Annotated in this window: 12 protein-coding genes; 4 read left to right on the forward strand and 8 right to left on the reverse strand. The window is 40.9% G+C overall.

Translation table 11 applies throughout. The features are described 5' to 3' along the window. Positions 1-13: 13 nt before the first annotated feature. Together atpC and ACUNWD_RS11125 are read left to right on the forward strand one after the other, a co-directional pair. Positions 14-256: an ATP synthase F1 subunit epsilon gene (atpC, locus tag ACUNWD_RS11120; RefSeq protein WP_445587881.1), complete on the forward strand. Its 243-nt coding sequence runs from the start codon at positions 14-16 to the stop codon at positions 254-256. 63 nt (positions 257-319) lie between these two features. Further along, positions 320-1,303: a glycosyltransferase family 9 protein gene (locus ACUNWD_RS11125; protein WP_445587882.1), complete on the forward strand. Its 984-nt coding sequence runs from the start codon at positions 320-322 to the stop codon at positions 1,301-1,303. Here the strand turns inward: ACUNWD_RS11125 and ACUNWD_RS11130 are convergent. Together ACUNWD_RS11130 and ACUNWD_RS11135 are read right to left on the reverse strand one after the other, a co-directional pair. Further along, positions 1,300-2,472 (reverse strand): MalY/PatB family protein, encoded by a 1,173-nt coding sequence (locus tag ACUNWD_RS11130; protein ID WP_445587883.1) that lies wholly within the window; start codon positions 2,470-2,472, stop codon positions 1,300-1,302. The two genes, ACUNWD_RS11125 and ACUNWD_RS11130, sit on opposite strands and share 4 nt — an antisense overlap. A 120-nt stretch (positions 2,473-2,592) precedes the next feature. Next, positions 2,593-3,282, reverse strand: a complete 690-nt coding sequence (locus ACUNWD_RS11135; protein ID WP_445587884.1) for a 2-phosphosulfolactate phosphatase — start codon at positions 3,280-3,282, stop codon at positions 2,593-2,595. Positions 3,283-3,520: 238 nt separating this feature from the next. On the opposite strand from ACUNWD_RS11135, the gene ACUNWD_RS11140 reads away from it, so the two are divergent. Further along, positions 3,521-4,111 (forward strand): hypothetical protein, encoded by a 591-nt coding sequence (locus ACUNWD_RS11140; protein ID WP_445587885.1) that lies wholly within the window; start codon positions 3,521-3,523, stop codon positions 4,109-4,111. Between the two features lie 317 nt (positions 4,112-4,428). Here the strand turns inward: ACUNWD_RS11140 and ACUNWD_RS11145 are convergent, their stop codons facing one another. Both ACUNWD_RS11145 and ACUNWD_RS11150 read right to left on the reverse strand, forming a co-directional pair. Then, positions 4,429-4,779: a transposase gene (locus tag ACUNWD_RS11145; protein ID WP_445587952.1), complete on the reverse strand. Its 351-nt coding sequence runs from the start codon at positions 4,777-4,779 to the stop codon at positions 4,429-4,431. Beyond that, complete coding sequence (locus ACUNWD_RS11150; RefSeq protein WP_445587954.1) at positions 4,677-4,982, reverse strand: hypothetical protein; 306 nt, start codon at positions 4,980-4,982, stop codon at positions 4,677-4,679. The genes ACUNWD_RS11145 and ACUNWD_RS11150 overlap by 103 nt, the downstream gene beginning before the upstream one ends. 267 nt (positions 4,983-5,249) lie before the next feature. Here ACUNWD_RS11150 and ACUNWD_RS11155 point away from each other — a divergent pair, with 267 nt between their 5' ends. Then, entirely contained in the window at positions 5,250-5,444 is a 195-nt protein-coding gene (locus ACUNWD_RS11155) for a hypothetical protein (RefSeq protein WP_445587886.1), read from the forward strand. On the opposite strand, the gene ACUNWD_RS11160 is transcribed toward ACUNWD_RS11155, so the two are convergent. The 4 genes from ACUNWD_RS11160 to ACUNWD_RS11175 form a co-directional block, all read right to left on the reverse strand. Beyond that, positions 5,434-5,904: a hypothetical protein gene (locus tag ACUNWD_RS11160; protein ID WP_445587887.1), complete on the reverse strand. Its 471-nt coding sequence runs from the start codon at positions 5,902-5,904 to the stop codon at positions 5,434-5,436. The genes ACUNWD_RS11155 and ACUNWD_RS11160 overlap by 11 nt on opposite strands. Next, positions 5,885-9,565: a DUF6443 domain-containing protein gene (locus ACUNWD_RS11165; RefSeq protein ID WP_445587888.1), complete on the reverse strand. Its 3,681-nt coding sequence runs from the start codon at positions 9,563-9,565 to the stop codon at positions 5,885-5,887. Before ACUNWD_RS11165 ends, ACUNWD_RS11160 begins: the two co-directional genes overlap by 20 nt. 116 nt (positions 9,566-9,681) lie before the next feature. Beyond that, positions 9,682-11,751: a hypothetical protein gene (locus ACUNWD_RS11170; protein WP_445587889.1), complete on the reverse strand. Its 2,070-nt coding sequence runs from the start codon at positions 11,749-11,751 to the stop codon at positions 9,682-9,684. A gap of 313 nt (positions 11,752-12,064) precedes the next feature. After that, positions 12,065-15,103, reverse strand: a complete 3,039-nt coding sequence (locus ACUNWD_RS11175) for an RHS repeat domain-containing protein (RefSeq protein WP_445587890.1) — start codon at positions 15,101-15,103, stop codon at positions 12,065-12,067. Between the last annotated feature and the right edge of the window lie 97 nt (positions 15,104-15,200).

Below are 15,200 nucleotides of genomic sequence, written 5' to 3' on the forward strand. Positions count from 1 at the left end.
TAAAAATACGCGCATGTTTCTAGAAATAATCACACCTGATAAAAAAGTATTTTCCGGAGAAGTGAAATTAGTTCAACTTCCCGGTAGCAAGGGTGCATTTGAAGTTTTAACCAACCACGCTCCTATCATTTCAACGTTAAGCAAAGGAACCATTAAGGTAGTTGATCAGAATGATCAAACCTCGTTTTATGAAGTAAATGAAGGGGTGGTTGAAACGAAAGCCAATAAAATCATTGTATTGGCAGAATCCGCTTAAAAAAGAATGACTTTTTAATATATGCCCTGAAGAATTCTTTATCTTCAGGGTTTTTATTTGCAAGTGAAAACCAAAATCCTGATCATACGATTTAGCTCCATTGGAGATATTGTGCTAACCAGCCCGATAGTCAGGTGCATTAAGCAACAATTGGATGATGTGGAAATTCATTTCCTCACCAAAGCAAAGCATCAGGACTTATTAATTGCAAATCCATTCATAGATCATATTCACTTGCTGCAAGAAAACCTTTCCGATATTATTCCGGTTTTACAGGAACAAAAATTCGATTTAATCATTGACTTGCACAACAATATTCGAAGTCAGGTTGTGAAGCAAAGCATACGCGCAAAAAGTTATACTTTAAATAAAATCAACTTTCGAAAATGGCTGTTGGTACAATTTAAAATTGACGTAATGCCAAATGTGCATATTGTGGATCGAATGATGTCGACAGTCTCTTCACTTGGCGTTAAGAATGATTTGGCTGGCTTGGATCATTTTATTCCCGAAGAACAAGAATATTCTCTTTCGGACCTACCTGCTGAGTTTCAAAATGGGTATGTTGCAATTGTCTTGGCTGGAACTTATTTCACCAAACGCCTGCCTGCAGAAAAACAGATCGAGATCATAAATAAATCGAAACTTCCTTTCATTCTGTTGGGAGGAAAAAGCGAAAAGAAACTTGCAGATGAAATTAGCAAATCAGCAACATCCAAAGTTCTTAATTTATGCACGAAACTAAGCATCAACCAATCTGCATCGATTGTAAAACAAGCAAATTTGGTAATTGCAAATGACACCGGACTGATGCATATTGCGGCTGCCTTTAAGAAAAAGATTCTTTCTGTTTGGGGAAGTACGACTCCTGCACTAGGTATGTTTCCATATCTCCCCGATGCAAAATCCAAGATGCAAAAAGTAGATGGATTAAATTGTCAACCCTGCTCAAAGATTGGACGTCACCAATGCCCCAAGAAGCACTTCCGCTGCATGCACGAACAAAACAGCAGCGAAATTACCAACTGGATTATTCGCAATTTCTAAGTGGCGAAAGCAGATTTCAATTGCAGTAATGCTTGCTCAAGAGTTTTTCGTGGGCATGCAATATTGATTCTCATAAAGCCTTTCCCTTGTTTACCAAATTGAACACCCCGATTCAACCCGACTCCCGCATTTACAATCTTCTCATTAAGTTCCTTATCTTTCAAACCATACGATGAAAAATCGAGCCAAACCAGGTAAGTTGCATCTGGCTTCATAGGTTTTATTCCAGGCAAATTGTCTTTAAAAAAGGAAGCCATAAAATCGTAGTTTGCTTCAATATACAACATAAGCTCATTCAACCAGCTTTCTCCCTTTGAGTAAGCTGCTTCCATTGCAATATTCCCAAACAAATTCCCCTGATATACGTGGGTCGCTTTCATCAACTCGTCGTACTTATCAAATAAGCCCTTGTTAGGAATAACCAAAAACGAAGTTGATAATCCGGCCAAATTAAATGTTTTGCTCGGAGCCATTAAGGTTATGGTATTTTGCGCAATTTCATCACTCACAGTTGCTAAAGGAATATGTCTCTTTCCAGGGAAAGTTAAATCTGAATGAATCTCATCGGATACCACCACCACGTTATTTTCCAAACAAATATCGCCCAACTCTTTCAATTCAGATTCGGTCCATGACATACCTCCGGGGTTTTGCGGATTGCATAGCAAGAGCAGCTTGGTTTTGGGTGATATCTTCTTCTTTAAATCATCTATATCAAAATAATATCTATCTCCTTTTAATACCAATGGATTTTCAACCATCTCCCGATTGTTATTTTTAATCGCTGAAAAGAACGGGAAATACACTGGAGTCTGAACAATTACTTCATCTCCCGGCTGAGTATAAACCTGAACCGCAAAAGCCAAAGCTGGAACAACTCCCGGGCTATAATGCAACCACTCGCCCTTTATCGACCATCGATGACGATTCTTAAGCCAATTGACAATTGCACTGGTACAACTATCCGGACGAAAAGTATAACCCAAAACATCATGTTCCAGTCGCTCCTTTAACGTATCAACTACAAAATCGGGAGTTTTAAAATCCATATCTGCCACCCAAAGCGGTAAAACATCCGCTTTCCCAAAAAATCGCTCACTCGCATCGTATTTCACACAGTTTGTGTTTTTGCGATCTACCAATTCATCAAAATTATACGGCATACTCATTCTACATTTTAATAATTAGCCTCAATCCTAACAATTTGCTTTTGCTTAAAAAGTTCCCTTCCGGGCTGAAGCAGATTGTCTTTTACATATTTTCTATAAGGCAATAAGTTTTTTACGAAATTAAAGTTCAATCTTTTTTAAATAATTCATTCCATTCTCATTTTCCACTTTTAATACAAACGAGAAACGATTCAGATCCAAACAAAGATCAAAATCTTCGGATGGAGCCCAACTTTGCTTTTCAGGTACAAAAAAGCGGGCTCCGGCACCATTTCTCAGCTTTTCAACCATATCATTGAAATCAACAGGATCATTCTCCAATTCCCCCTTGATATACTCCGCAAGGAATGTATCTTCATCAGTAGGGTGTTGACATGCATAGCCCATACAAACCAATGACAATTTCTCGGGGTTCTTCCTCCGTATATAATTAATAATAGCGCCTGCATTTACAAAACTTCCGGTAATTATTTCATCTGCATTTGCAGCATTTGCAATTCCCTGGGTTCCCGAACTGGTTGTGTGCACCATAACGTTACCATCAACATCGCCAGCCAATACTTGTGATGGAGAATTTCCAAAGTTAAATCCTTCAGGTTTTTGCTCATTTCGCTCCCCTACCAAAATATATTCAGGATTTTCCTTCTTTAATCGATAAGCCAAATCAATATCCCCCACCGGATAAATCCTGGAAACACCGCTATCAAAAGCATAACAAGCAACTGAGAAAGCCCGAAACACATCTATTATAACTGTCAATCCCTCAGCCGATTTCGCTCCATCCAGCAATTGTAAAATTTTTATCTGCATCTATTTCAATTTTATTTAATATCAATACTCATCCTCGGGCATAATTATTGTTAATGAGTAAAACTCAACTCTTCACGATCTGTATCTATCTGCATTACATATATTTATACGCCTTCGATTTTGCCTATATGTTGCATAGCATAAATTTAACACACAGTTAACTATTAGTTTTTGTAAATATGCTGTGCAACATGTTTCTTTGTGTTGAAGTTAATTATTACAATTAAAATTCAAAGCTATGAAAACAATTAAAACAATTACCATGATGGTTGCTTTAACAGTTATTGCAAACATCGCCCTGGCAACAGGAAACTTAAAAGTTAACATTCTTCCGTTAACAGCAGAGCGCGCAGTTATCGCTATCTCTAACAGTGCTGACAGTCAATTTGAGATTGAAGTAAAAGATGCCTATGGCGAAATCCTTTATTACAATCAAACCAAAGGACAAAGCAATGAATACAATAAAGTGTATGATTTTTCAAGATTAGAGACTGGCGATTACAAATTGGTTGTTAATATTGACGGTGAAGTTAGCGAAAGGGCTTTCACAATTGAAAGAAGCAAAATCAATGTTGGTGCTACTAAAAACATCGTTAAACCATTTTTCACATACAAGAATGAGATCTTACGAGTAGCCTATCTTAACTTTGCAGACGAAGACCTTAAATTATCTGTTTACAGCGAAGGTGACCTTCTTTACAACAAAGCATTGGAAAATACTTTTTCTGTAAACGAAGGATTAAACCTTTCAAAACTTAAAAGTGGAGAATACCAGGTTGTATTGTCAACCGAAAGTGAAAACTACAATTACTCGCTTAACGTGGAATAATCAAATATCTCTTTTTTTCCAATGCGGTTTCTAAAAAGAACCGCATTTTTTATGCTCTGAAGATTCCAGAGAATTAGAAATTCACCCAGACCCTACCCTTCGTTTGTAACGAAGTGTCCTTTGTGCAGATTTTTTAATTCAATATATCTGAAAACAAGAACATTGAACTCTTTTTATGCTAACAGGCCATTTGCAATTATTAAATTAGGTGCATTGTGTAAACGCTTATTTGCGTCGCAGAAGCTGAAATGTGAACCCCTCGTTGCAAACTTATTGCTGGCGCAGATTTGTAATCTGTGCCAATTTGCAAGGCAATTTTAATTTGAAACTGCATGCTTGTTTTTTGTTTTTGACAAAACAAAGCACGGATTGCAAATCCGCGCTAGCGGGGGAGTGAACCCTTCTGATGTCCTAAACTGATCCAGAAGCCATTCTTTACGACTTTCCTGTGGGTTTTCTTTTATTGCCTGAATGACTTTCTTGCTCGTATACTTCTTAAAATCACGTAAAATACTGGAAAGAGTATAACCTTCTTTTGCCCGAACTATCAAATGTACATGATTTGTCATAATACACCATGCAAATAATTCCAATCCATTGTTTTCCCGGCAATATGCAAGATTCTCAACCAATATATTTTTGTATTGGTTACGAGTGAAAACATCCACCCAGCCCTGAACGGCAAACGTAACAAAGTAGACCAAACAAAGCACGGATTATAAATCCGCGCTAGCGGGGGAGTCCAGAATGGTAAACCTTCATTTCCATCACGATCAATATGCAAGATAGGATTATTGTATGTGTATGAATAAGGAGAATTCGAAACATACTTACTAGCCCATTGCTGGCGCAAATTTATAATTTGTGCCAAATTGCATGGCAATTTTAAACTATAAGTCTATTTTTTGTTTTAACAAACAAAGACACCGATCACAGATCGGCGCTAGCGAGGGGTAATTCAATATACCTAAAACAAAAATATTGAACTTCTCTCATTGCATACAGGCCATTTGCAATTATTAAATTGTGTATATTGCCAAACGCTTATTTGCGTCACAGACGCGAAACTGCAAACCCCTCGTTGCAAACGAGGGGCAGTGGGGGCTAAGCAGGCGTATAGTCATTAATGATAAATATTATGAATTTTTTATTTCCCATTTTCAACATCATTCTTGGATTTTTTTTTCTGTTAATTGGACTAAGAGTTTATAGTCCATTTAGAAAAGAGAAGAAGGACTACATTCACAATCAATACGGGACTTTCTTTAAGATTGGAGGGATTGGCTTATTCTTTTGGGGAGCATACAGTCTTTTACAAGTACTTAATTTTTAAATGGAACACCTAAGGAAGTGAGTATTGAAGAAATTTCTTTTAACTGGGTCGTATTCCAGTTTGAATAACTGGGGATAATTTTTATTACTTCTTGATTAGATTCATAAATTCTAAGAACAGATATTTGATGTCCTCTTGACCTTATTTCTTTTGAAAAAGATTGAGAAAGCTTGTCGTAATTTATTGCAATTCGATCTGATTTTAAAAACATTTTTTTTACGTCAATAAATAATATCCTCTCATCGTCATTGATTACCATTTGGGTGACGCTTCTACTTAGAAAGACATTTAACAAATAAATCAGAACAATTATAAATACAAATGAGGCAGCATATATAGAAACAGCCTTAAAAGCGAATAAGACAAGAAAAAGAAAGCATACCAATATTAATATATTTACATACAAACCCAACTTCTTGGGTCTGTATGTAAATATACCTCTACTTTGATTCTTCTTCATGTTTTCTTAATAATTCATGGGCTTTTGAAATAGCATTTGTAATATCAGCTTTATTAAAAGTCGCTACTTGCGATTGTGTTGTTTGGGCATTGTTATTGTCAGCTTTAGATTCAATAATCTTTTCCCCTACACCATATGTATCCAAAACAGCATCTGTACTATTCAAAACATTAAATGTTGCATCTGCGGCATTTTTCGATTCCTTCAACGTTTGTGGGGTTTCCAGAATAGTTTTTAAATTACCACCAGACAACGTTCCCGGAAGAAACTGTCCAACCGCATCAATAAGCTCTGCATTTTCAGATCCAATTCCATTCGCAATCAATCCTGGCAATGAATTTGATTCCTGCAATACAGTAGTTTCACCATTGCCAGACAAAGCACTTACAGCATCAATAATTTGAGAAACTCCAAGACCAACTTCAGATACAGATAAACCAAAAGCAGCCGTTCCACCTAATGCAGCTCCCAGTGTTCCAGTTCCTCCTATATATATGGCAGAACCAACAGCACCAACGACACCAAATGTCACATTTCCTAAACCATTGACTATATTATTTGCTTGACGCAATTTAAACATCATCCCACCACCTGGTCCTTCACCATTTATATCAATATATATTATTGGATTGTTCGCAGCATAAACAAATGGGGATTGGAAATAATAATCTGTAGCTTTCGGATCAACAGAGTGGAACCTTCCCAGTTGCGGGTCATAAAACCTTGCCCCGTAATCGTACCAATCCAAACCACCAGAGCCCATATTATCACTTTGCCACTCTTTGCCGTTGTAGAGGAACTTGTTTTCCAGTGGTAACTGGTCGGTCTTAACTTCATCAAAAGTGGTGTAGTTGTGCTGTGCCAGTACCATGCCAAAAGGGTAATAATCGGTACGTTGCACCCACTCAGGCCTTCCGGTGGTGTGCCCCCCAAATACCATGCGCGTGTTGCCCAGGTGGTCTTTCAGGTTATACTCAAACTTGTAAAGAACGTCCTTCTCCCCACTGCCTGTTTCCTCTTCAAAAACAGCAATCCGACCTTCACTGGTAAAGATACTTTTTAATTTGCCATCTTCATAAATAAATGGCCCCGAATAATCCAGCAAGCTTTGATCATCCATGTTGCCATCTGTTTGTTTCCTAAGCTTTACCCCCGATGCCGTGTAATAATAATTAATACTTGTTGGGCTGCCCGTTACCAGACGGGGCAGGTTCAGGTAATTGTATTCAACGGTTATGCCCTTTGAGGGATCATTGGTCATGTTCCCGTTGGTATCGTAACCGTATGTTTGGTTCGCTGCCGCCGAATAACCCTTTGTATTGAAAGTGCCATCGGCAACCCCCTGCAATTTGTTGCCATCATTAATGTACTCGTAAGTAAGCTGGTCAATCTGTGTTGCATCCTCATCACGGTTCAGCACCTCAAGGTTGCCGTTCAGGTCATAATCGTAACTGGCATTATACGCATTTTTATTATCGACATACGATGTCCCCTCGGCATAGGTGGCCTCTTTTAAGCGGTTCAGCATGTCATACTTAAAGCCATAGCCCTTTTGCGGGTTATCGGGTTCTTCCACTTCCCCCTCATTTAAAGGGGCCTGCACAGTATGCCACCGCATCTGGCTGATGTTGCCATTATAATTTGCATTGGCGGTCAACTCGTCCCCTGTTGGTGCTTCATATTTTAGGCCCAGGGCAAACAAGTCGTTGTCCATGTCTGAGTAGTCGTTCATTCCAAGCAGCCACCCACGAATGTTGTAAGCATAGTCTATTTTCTGGTTGTAGTTTCCCCCGCTGCCCGGATCGTGCAGGTATTTGCTCAGCAGCTCCCCAATATCGTTGTACTGGTAAGTGGCCAGCGTGGTAACCGTTTCGCTGTCGTCCATTTGTAGCTTTTCGTTCAGCAACCGTCCCTGGTGGTCGTACTCATAACAGGTGGCCATTGTTATTTCCTGCTGGCTATTCACATTGTGCTTTAAAACGGTTTTTTCGGGCTGCCCGGCAAAGTTGTACCGGGTATAGCTTGCATCTTTCCCACCTAGGTGGTTATCCGCTATACTGCGGATTACCCTTCCCAGTACATCGTAATATGGAACTGTAACCAGCTCTTCATCCTCCAGGTTATTGGCAGTTTCAACTTTAATCACCCGTTCAAGGCTACCGGTTACCAGTCCTTTCAACTTGCTTACATCGGGGGTTCCAAAGCCCGTGAGGTTGTATGAGGAATAATTGTAATCATCCTCTGAAAAATCCGAAAGCGCAGTAAAATCATAGCTGTCGTACCAATTTACTGTGAGGATATCAGCCTTTTCCAACGTATAACCATCCGGGAAACTGTTAAACGTATAGCCAAAGTTGGGGTTTGAGGTATCGAAACTTTCGTATAGATCACCTGTGTCGGCCATAAAACCATCCCTGATAATGCCGGGGTCTGTTTCTTGTGTGGTAACAAAAGCAGTCATTACCGGGCGGTTAAAGGCATCGTATAAGGTTGCCAGCCATTTTTCGGGATCTTCCGCACGCATATTTGCATCCTGTGTCATTACCAGGCGGTCGCGCTTATCATAAACCATGTAGACCACCCCTGCACCGGGCAGGTCTTTCTCGATCATCCGCTTACGATCGTCGTATGTATAAAAATAGCAAAGGTCATTGATGTCTGTTGGTATGTTAATCCCTTCGGCCCCCTGCGCTTTTGGGGGCACAACACAACGCAACAGCCCAAAATCGTCATAAACGTAAGAAGTAGCATGGACAATGGTTTTTTGCTCGCCATCCACCATTCGAATATCATCGGCTTCCTTGCGCACCACCTGCCCCAACTTGTCCTTAAACTCGCGGCTAACATTCCCGTCTTCATCGGTAAACTCGATAACATAAAGCTGGTTTGCAGCAAAATGACCGACCTGTTTTTGCCCGGTAACCGAATAATGGTCTACCGCAACCGTATTGGTTGAATATGCAACCGTATTTCCTTTGGCTTCTTCAATATTTTCTGCCCGCCAGTTTGCCCCGGGCATGATTGTTTTTTCCACCCTGTTCAATGGTGAGGGCTCATAGACAGTTTGGGTCACAGGCTCAGCATCCCCAACCCGGCCATCAAATCCGGAAGTATAAATATTAATACACTGAGAAACCGCATCACTGGCGTATGTACCGGTGTTTGTGGAAGCTTCATAAGGCAGGTATTCGTATTCTTTTCTGCCATAATCATCGTAAGTTACGGCTTGCACAATGTCTTTATTGTCAGGGGAACCTTGCACAACCACCTTTTGGGCAAAGCGCCCCAGCCCGTCATAATAGTCGTAGGTTTCGGTACGTGCATTCGAATTGATATTGTCCGGGCTATCTACCGGGTTGCGCATCGTAGTGGTGTGCACCCAATTATAGCCCGCAGGGCCAGTTGTTGCAGGGATTAAATCTCCCGGGTCCGGGGTGTGGACAATGGGGTCATACGATGCCAACGAGTCAATATACACATGCACATCGCAACCTTTATAAGCCCTAAAGCCTGGCAGCAGCTTCACTTCCTTATTATGAAAGATATCGGCCTTTCCCGTATATACATCACTGTCTTCAAGGTAATCCGCTTCCTGTGCCCCCGACCAACAGGAAAGGAAAAGCATCAGGATCAATAATATCGTGGTTTTTATTTGCTGCATACGATGAGGTTGTTAGTTTTTTAAATTGTATGTTTGCTCATGGCACGGATTACAAATCCTCGCCAACCCTAATCTTCTTCTATTTTGATTTTTTAGCCTTAACATTGAAAATGTGCTTAATCAACTTTGATGATTTTCTCTGCATAGCTTGCCACTTTAGTTTTTAAGGTGAATGTATACTGTCCGGGAGGGTAAGCAGTCATATCCACCGAATGTTCCTGCCACCTGTAATGATCCGTTATTTCTTCCCGGTATAGCTGAGTACTTTTCCCATCGTACAGAATAACTTCTAATTCCCCGTCATCGCTCATTGCAGATTTCCAGTAAAGGAAATCCTTGACCGGGTTGGGATAAACTGTTAACCCATAAAGACCATTTAACGAACTCCGCTTTTGGGCAGCTTCGTATTGCACAAACACTGAATCAGCCACTTCACACCCAAACTCGGTTTGAGCCGTTAAGTACATGTACTGGCTATCGGTATTTTCCTGGTATTTAATATCCCGTTGACTGTCAATTACACCATCGTCCCATTTGTAATAAGCAAAGCCACCATTAGCCGACAGAGTGTGTGTATTGCCCGGGGTAAGGATAACCAGTGAATCCAGTCCCAGCTCCATTTCCGAGGCCAGTTCAACGGTTACCGTATCGTGGGCTGCACAGCCCTGTTTGGTGTAGGCGGTTACCCAGTAAGTGCCCGGGGTCGTGATTTCATAACTGTTGCTGCCCCATTCAGTATCGTTCCAGATATAGCTTTCAAAGCCGGGGCTGGCAGATAATGTGCGAGGTTCATTTTCACAAAGAGGCCCGTCGCCTTTAATACCCATTTCCAGCTGTCCGCAATTAAAATACCTAGCAATAAAAACATCGCGTTTCCCATAGGTCTTTAACACTTCCCCATCAATGGTGAGCTCATCCAGGAAGACACCCGTCAACAAGATGTTCCCTTCTTCATCAAGGGTGAAATCACTGCAGTAGTTGGTTGCGCCACTGGCCGGAGCACTGTACCAGTTTAACTCCCCCTGCCGGTCAAACTGAAGAAGGAAAAGGGAGCTGGCCCCGTTTGCCCTGTCATAATTCAAATCGTCCACAACAAACGCGGTCCTGAACAGTCCGCCGATCAGTGTCCCCCCAGCCTTGTCTACCATCAAGTCCATGCCTTTACAGCTTAACGGACTGGAAATGGTCTTCAGCCAGTTTGTCTCGCCCTGATCATCGAGACTGAAAACAGCCATGTGGTACAACGAACTGCAATTAAGGAGCGTATCGGTTGTATGAAGTTCTTCACTATAGTTGACTGCCAGCTGCAGCTCATTGTCATTCCCGATGTCCATGCCGGCGAATTCGCAGTATTCACTCCCGCTAAAAGCTTTCCCCCACAGAAAGTTGCCTTGGCTGTCCTGTTTCTTTACTATCACGGCTTCCTTAGTCCCGCGTTTTACACCAACAGTATTGCTATTGCCAAAGCTCATTCCCCCAGATGTGCTGTACGCCAGGTACTGGCAGTTCTCGCGGTCTATAACCGAACCCACCAAACGGTGGATCCCGCTTCCCGAGCTAAGAATACCTGACTTAGGCTTTCCCCCGGGTGTTAAATTCACCTGCCAGGCCAGCTTGCGCCTCGGAGTTTCCAGCAGGTCGGAACCTGTATCAATGGTTCCCTGAAGCATTCCCCCGATCATGATCGACCCGTCAGGCATTAGCTGAATGACATCCATGGTAGCACCACCAGTATAGGGCAAGCGGGTAAGCCAGTTTAGTTTCCCAGTCATGTCCCAGCTTGATAACACCAGGGCGGATCCCTCCCCTTCAAACTGTTCCTTTTCAAAAGAGATGTTTCCTTCTATTTTCCCGCCAACAAGTACCTGATCCTGATCAGCAGCCATGCAGGTACCCTCGTCAACAGCTTCACCACCCAGCGAACGGATCCAGTCAGGCCTTCCGTCTTTATCCACCTTCATTACAAAGATGTCGTACTTGCCCATCCCTTCAGCTATCTTTTTTTTGCATTCAATGCTATAGGCAAAGCTCCCCGCAACAACCACCCCGTTCTTAACAGAGATGATCCCAGCCACACGGTCGTCAACCGTACTGCCCGCCTGGATGCCCCACTGGAAGGCTTGCTGGGCAGTGACGGTTAAACTGAAAAATAAAATGATAAATGCTGCAAGGCTTTTCTGTAACATTGTACGGATTACGAACAAGGCAAATAGGGCACGGATTGCAAATCCGCGCCAGTTGCGGCGTTGGCGGACGTGACTGCGAACAGAACACGGATTACAAATCCGCACCAGAGTGGAGTCACAGACGCTGAAGTGCCTTCCCCTCGTTGCAAACGAGGGGGCGTGAGTAGCCGCCCCTGAAATCTGGCTATTCACCCCTAAATCCCCTGAAGGGGACTTTGGGCTTTCTGCCGGTTGATGGAAAAGTTTAGAGCGATTTATGGATGGAGATCCCGAAACAAGTTCGGGATGACAGCTCCATGCAGAATTATATCTCTTAATCCTGTGTTGCATAGTGGTAACGGTATTTATTTACAATGTTGCCTTCTGTGTCCCGGACATATTGCAAACGTCCGAAATCATCGTATTCGTAATAAGTGGTGCGACCGGACGGGTCGGTTTGGGAGGTCATGCCTACTAGGGGTTTGTAGGTATATATCGTAAGCATGTCCAACTCTCCGAGACTAGATGAAATTTCAACTCTTATCTGCCCGATATCAGTATCTATTGCTGCTTTATCATCGTTCCCGGATAAAGAAAGTCCATTGATTGCTAATTGAATGGGTTCAATATCAATTAAGTCTTCTGGACTTTCAATTTTTGCAATTGGGTACTGGTTGTTGTAGGCCCAGAGGTAATAGGTATTTATATTATCCTCGGGAACTTCCTGCTTAATCCTTTGATCAGTGTTGTACAAATATGTCCCCTTATGTGTAAATTTATAGGGATCTGCTGCATCGAATTGAATGTCAGTTAAGCCTTCACCTATTTCAACGGCGAAGATGTCTGTGGGCTGACCATAGTCGTTATATATAGTTTGAGTGCCTGAAACAAGCTGGGAGCCCTTATAGGTGCGCTTATCGACAGGCTTCCCAACAATATTTTTCGCTGGGTCCCGCAATACTGAAAAGTTTTGCACAGCATTGTAATCATCCGGATAATAATAATTTGTTACTAAGTTGCCCTTGTCATCAATAGTCTCTGTTTTACTCAACAACTGATTGTCATTATACGTATAGTTGATTTTTGTTTCCACGGAATCACTCGATCCGTAATACATCGTATTTACTTGCGAACTCAACAATTTTATCCCGGAGGAAACCGTGTATTCTTCCCAACTAAAAATTTGGTGAGGAAAAGTAGAGGCGCATTCTTGAGCCTGATAATCTTGATAAAAATTTAATTGTTCCAAATGCATCCCTTTTATTTCTTCTTTGGGTTTCAAAACATAAGAATACACTTCTTTCTCAATTTTATTACCGTTGCTATCAAATATAATTTTTTCCAATAATTGATTATTCCTCCAGTAGTCAAACAATCTCACATATTTTCTGTGAATGGACCAATCACTGGAATTATATTCCATCTCGGCAAATCTTTGTCCGGAATATTCATACTTATATTTCGTTTTCCCTTCGTTGTTCACACTTTCGCCTATATATTCCGTAACTTCAGGATACATCACCGGCCTGTCAAAGTATATGCTATATTGGGGAAGAATGTCTGAAAAATAATATCTCTCTCTTAAATACTCCAAATTCATGTTATCATATGGGAAACAATTACCATCCCATTCATAAAAAGTGACCAAAGTATTCTCATAACCAATCATTCCAATTCCCGGTTCATAGTTGATAAAGCCATAACCACATTCATCTTTCCCGTATTTATAGGTTTTGGTTATCGTTTTACCCGTACTGTCTGTTATTTTTTTTTGTGCGATGCGAAGTCCTCCGCATTCTTTGACATTTGGGGTTAAGGCCTCTTTGTAGTAATTGTTTTCATAAGTAAATTCCATCTTACCTCCGGTTGGATATGTAACACTTTTTAACATCCCCGACTCCATAGCCTGCAAATTAGGTGTTCGGTAAGCAGTCGCACTCCCTATACTTATTGTTGAAGTTTCCCCACCTGTTCCTACCCACGGAATATTGTCAAATACCGGAATCCTGTAATATATCGAGCTTTCCCCGTTATAATAACCCCACCAATCGGACTGCCTGACATTGAAATTTGCTGATGGAAAATAGTCAAACCCATATTTGTTTACCAATGTTCCATTTTTATCCTTAAAATATACATTATCAAGTTTATAAATTAACGCCTGGGATGCATCAAACGTGCTTAGTCCCGATGGAGCATCCAGTAAGGTTTTGGGAAATTCAATTGTTCTAAGCAATTCAGTATCATAATAAACATCCATCTTGTCAATTATATCGGTACTTCCGTTAAATGTGAAATGTATTTTCCCCTTTCTAAAGACGATCTCACTAATACGTGCAGAACCATAACTTGTTGAAAATGTTTCTTCGGAATCACTAGGATCTGCAATACTTGCAACATCATAATAACCTTCAAAATGGTGATTGTCCCTTAATTTAATTCGTTGCGGGAATGTTCTCCTAACCTTGCCTGTAGTTATATACTTAAAATGAATCGTATCCTGCTTACTCGCTGAAATTATTTCTGAGATAAACCATGCAGTAGTGGCAGTCTCAGTAGTTTCCCTATTGTCATCTCCTGATACTAATGATTTCCCAAAGCGATAGTAAACTCCAAACTCATCCAAAATTTCAATGTAATCAAAATGATCATTAGGGGATGAGGTCTTATGAACATTAACCTGAATTTTCTTATTAGGTATAACTTCCGGCACTTTGACATTATTTATATCTTTCAGAATAAAGTTACCGGAGCTGCCATTATATGAATATGAAAAAACATCATATTCGGTATCATAATAGGTAATAATTCCAGGTGATTTATTAATGACCCCTGCCAGAAAATCATAATCATTTTCGATAGAAAGATTCTCAATAATAGGAAATGGAGATGGAAATTGCCAAATATCATCATCACGAATTCCATAGACAGTCCTGCTTATCAGTCCTCCGGTATTCAGCACCCAATGTAATCCAATGGGGCCATTCCTATCATAGGTTTTCCTGCCTGAGGCATGATAACTTAACGTAATCGGAAGCTTGAGTTCACCACAAACAACCTCATAAAGCGGGATGTTTATTTCAGGAAGTCCCGTTTGCATATCTACAGGGTAATCATTAAACTTTGTTATCATTTCGACTTCAGGAGAAGGAATTACTACTTGAGAAGAAAAGCTGGAATTCATAGTTTCCATAACAGCTGATTCAACCTGCGTCTCCAACGTTTCTTCAGAGATGGTTTCTACAGTAAAAACCTCTGTCGAATCCTTGTCCGGTTTTTCAGGTTTTACTTTATCCGTGCCTTTTTGAGCTTGCGCCGACAGCACAAATGATATTAAAAGGATTATTAGCAGGCTTATTTGTTGCTTCAACATATTCATGACTTTGGTTACTTCTCAACGATTCCAAGTTTTTCCAGGCACTGAGGCATATCTGCCAATGCAATACGCAAATAGCAATAAAAGACTTCTC

Source organism: Sunxiuqinia sp. A32, assembly GCF_052690465.1.

Bases quoted from the DNA above. Each gene is read 5' to 3' on its own strand.
- ACUNWD_RS11130 (WP_445587883.1), bottom strand. From the start codon at position 2,472: ATGAGTATGCCGTATAATTTTGATGAATTGGTAGATCGCAAAAACACA.
- ACUNWD_RS11155 (WP_445587886.1), top strand. From the start codon at position 5,250: ATGAATTTTTTATTTCCCATTTTCAACATCATTCTTGGATTTTTTTTT.
- ACUNWD_RS11160 (WP_445587887.1), bottom strand. From the start codon at position 5,904: ATGAAGAAGAATCAAAGTAGAGGTATATTTACATACAGACCCAAGAAG.
- atpC (WP_445587881.1), top strand. From the start codon at position 14: ATGTTTCTAGAAATAATCACACCTGATAAAAAAGTATTTTCCGGAGAA.
- ACUNWD_RS11170 (WP_445587889.1), bottom strand. From the start codon at position 11,751: ATGTTACAGAAAAGCCTTGCAGCATTTATCATTTTATTTTTCAGTTTA.
- ACUNWD_RS11135 (WP_445587884.1), bottom strand. From the start codon at position 3,282: ATGCAGATAAAAATTTTACAATTGCTGGATGGAGCGAAATCGGCTGAG.
- ACUNWD_RS11175 (WP_445587890.1), bottom strand. From the start codon at position 15,103: ATGTTGAAGCAACAAATAAGCCTGCTAATAATCCTTTTAATATCATTT.
- ACUNWD_RS11165 (WP_445587888.1), bottom strand. From the start codon at position 9,565: ATGCAGCAAATAAAAACCACGATATTATTGATCCTGATGCTTTTCCTT.
- ACUNWD_RS11140 (WP_445587885.1), top strand. From the start codon at position 3,521: ATGAAAACAATTAAAACAATTACCATGATGGTTGCTTTAACAGTTATT.